The sequence below is a fragment of the Flavobacterium suzhouense genome (genome assembly GCF_042684765.1).
GTDB lineage: Bacteria > Bacteroidota > Bacteroidia > Flavobacteriales > Flavobacteriaceae > Flavobacterium > Flavobacterium suzhouense.
Genome location: NZ_JBHUMD010000022.1, coordinates 1 through 2,909, shown reverse-complemented (window position 1 = coordinate 2,909; position 2,909 = coordinate 1). Strand labels below are relative to the sequence as shown.

Genomic DNA, 2,909 nt, shown 5'->3' with positions numbered 1-2,909 from the left:
CAAAAAAGCCTCCGCGTTATGCGGAGGCTTTCACTATAGTTGGTTTATTAAGAAACGACCTGTGTGTGATTACTTCTTAACAATTAGGAATTCTGAACGACGGTTCTGAGCGTGTTGCTCTTCTGTACAGTTCTCTTTACAGTCAACCTTAGGCTGGCTCTCTCCATAACCCTCTCCTGAGATACGGTTCTTAGCGATACCTTTAGAGATGATGTACTGAACTGTTGATTTTGCCCTCGCATTTGACAATGTCATGTTGTACTTGTCTGAACCTCTGTTATCCGTGTGCGATTTCGCCATGATAACCATCTCAGGGTTAGCTTTCATTGCCTCTACTAACTTATCTAGCTCAAGAGCTGCTTCTTTTGTGATGTTGCTCTTATTGAACTCAAAGTAGATGCTGTTAAGTACAACTTCTGTTGGCGTAACAATCGTTTCGATTGGCTGTAGGTCTGCATTTACATTTACAGTGCCTCCGTTTGTCTTAGCAATCGGGAAAGTGTTGGTTACATAACCTTCTGCTGTTGCCTGAATAGTGTAAGCTTTATTACAGTCGATGCTGTAATCCACTTTACCATCTGCTCCTGCTGTTCTTGTCTCGATTACGTTGTTTCTCTCGTCAAGGATAGCAACTCTTGCCCCAGGTAGTACTTTGCCTGTTTTTGCATCTCTGGCTACGATAGCTGCCTCTACACCACATACCGGAGTAGCAAGGTAAAGCTTATCAACGCCTGAACGGTTACTTGAGAAGAATCCGATGTTTTTGGTAGTGTTAAAGCTAAACGCAAAGTCGTCTTTTGCTGTATTAACCGGTGCTCCTACGTTTTTAGCTTCTGTTCCTTTGTTAAGGTCAACCACAAACACATCAAGTCCTCCAAGACCTCCAGGCCTGTCTGATGAGAAGTATAGCTTGTTGTCATCTGTAATGTATGGGAAACTCTCTTTTCCTTCTGTGTTTATTTTAGAACCCAGGTTTACAGGCTCTCCGTAGCTGTCGCCTCCTTTAACTTCCACTTTCCAGATATCCTGTCCTCCAAGGGTACCGGTCCTGTCTGATGAGAAGTATAACCATTTGCCATCTTTGCTGATCGAAGGGTTTTGTGTAGACCACTCTTTGCTGTTGAAAGGAAGTAGTTTTGCCTCTCCCCATTTGTCGCCTTCTTTTACTGATTTGTAAAGGAATACCTGACCCAGCTTAAGGTTCATCTCTTTATCTCTTTCAAACTGCTTGCGCTCGTTAAAGCTCTCACTGTTGAAGTACATGGTGTTACCGTCTGCGCTTACCGCTACAGGGCCATCATGCCATTTTGTATTAAGATCTGAAAGTGGTGTTGGCTCACTGAAAGTCCCGTTTGCATTGTAGGTAGATGTATAGATATCAAGATACGGCTGCTCATCTGTTCCGTATTTTTTTCTTCCTGTATTTCTGTTACTTGCAAAATAGAAGTTGTTATCGTTTGCCAGTACTCCTCCGAATGATCCATATTTCTCATCATTGATGTCCAATACTTTCTCATCGAAAAGTTTTGTCTGAGATTTCAGTTTTGGAAGGTAGTTAGGATCCTGGTTGAAGATGATCGCTCTCTGGTCGTTTGGTGCCATTGATGCGAATTTCTTCATCTGAGCGTTAGCCTCCTCATACTTGCCTTCTGCCTTTAGCATCTGTGCATAGTGGTAGTAGATCTCTGCTTCCTGTTGTGTCTGTGTAGCTTTGGCATACCATCCTAATGCTTCTTTTGAGTTGAAGATGTTATAGTAGCTCTCGGCTATCTGTTTGTAGATATAAGGGCTTGGCTCCAGTTTTTGGTATTCTTTTGCCGCATCGATATAGTCAAGACGTGCATATAGCTTGTCTGCCTTCTCTGTTTCTTTTGTCTGAGCTGTCATTGCCATAGTAGCAAGAGCCAGTCCAAGTGTAATATATAGTTTCTTCATTTTCTTTAAGTCGCTTTAGATTAGAAATAACGTGGTGAACGTGATACTTTTTTAGGGAAGTTCAGGTCAAACAGTAACATTACCTCGTGCGATGCAGGAGTTGTAACATTCAGGTCTGATACGATATGGTCATAGGCATAACCTATCCTTAGGTTTGGTGTAATGGCATAGTTTACCATACCGCCAAAGCTATCGTCTAATCTGTAAGTAGCGCCTATCTCAAAACGCTCAAAGAATAAGAAGTTTAATGATCCATCAATAGATGGAGAAACATTAAATGCCGATTTTAACATGAATGATGGTTTCATCTTCAGGTTATCGTTCAGCTGGAATACATAACCTCCCGTTAAGAAGTAGTGTGATGTCTCAGAACCGAACTGCTGTTCATCTCCACCTCCTGGTGGTGTATAATCAAGGTGCTTGCTCTTTAGCATGTTTGGTACCGAGAAGGCAAGGTAGTATTTGTTAGTGTAGTAAAAGAATCCTGCTCCAACATTGAAGTAAGTTCTGCTGATATCTTCTGAGAATGCAGGGTCACCAGGATTAGGAACGTGACCGTTTCCGATATCACTATATAAACCTACTTTGTGGAATGTTGCTCCCGCTTTAAGACCTAAGGCCAAACGGTGCTCGCCTCCAAGGTTAAGCGTATAGGAGAAATCCGCATAAGCGTTGGTCTCCTCTACCGGTCCAATCTTGTCATTGATAACCGATAATCCCAAACCTACGTTCTTGCCCACAGGGCTGCTCCCCGAAAAGGTCATAGTCGTTGGTGAATCTTCAATGTCAACCCATTGTTTACGGTATAATAACCCAAACGACAGGTTTTCTTTTGAACCCGCATACGCAGGGTTAATCACGTTCATGTTGTACATGTACTGTGTGTAGTGCGGATCCTGCTGGGCTGTAGCGTCTGCAAGGCCGCCAAGAGCTAATAATGCTGCCAGGTAAAGTTTCTTCATGTAATGTGTGTT

2 protein-coding genes are annotated in these 2,909 nt (G+C 42.7%); both read right to left on the bottom strand.

The genetic code is table 11. The features are described from left to right. Nucleotides 1-69: 69 nt before the first annotated feature. Nucleotides 70-1,935, bottom strand: a complete 1,866-nt coding sequence (locus ACFSR3_RS09445) for an OmpA family protein (RefSeq protein ID WP_379820753.1) — start codon at nt 1,933-1,935, stop codon at nt 70-72. Between the two features lie 20 nt (nt 1,936-1,955). Then, complete coding sequence (locus ACFSR3_RS09440; protein WP_379820754.1) at nt 1,956-2,897, bottom strand: PorP/SprF family type IX secretion system membrane protein; 942 nt, start codon at nt 2,895-2,897, stop codon at nt 1,956-1,958. Nucleotides 2,898-2,909: the final 12 nt, after the last annotated feature.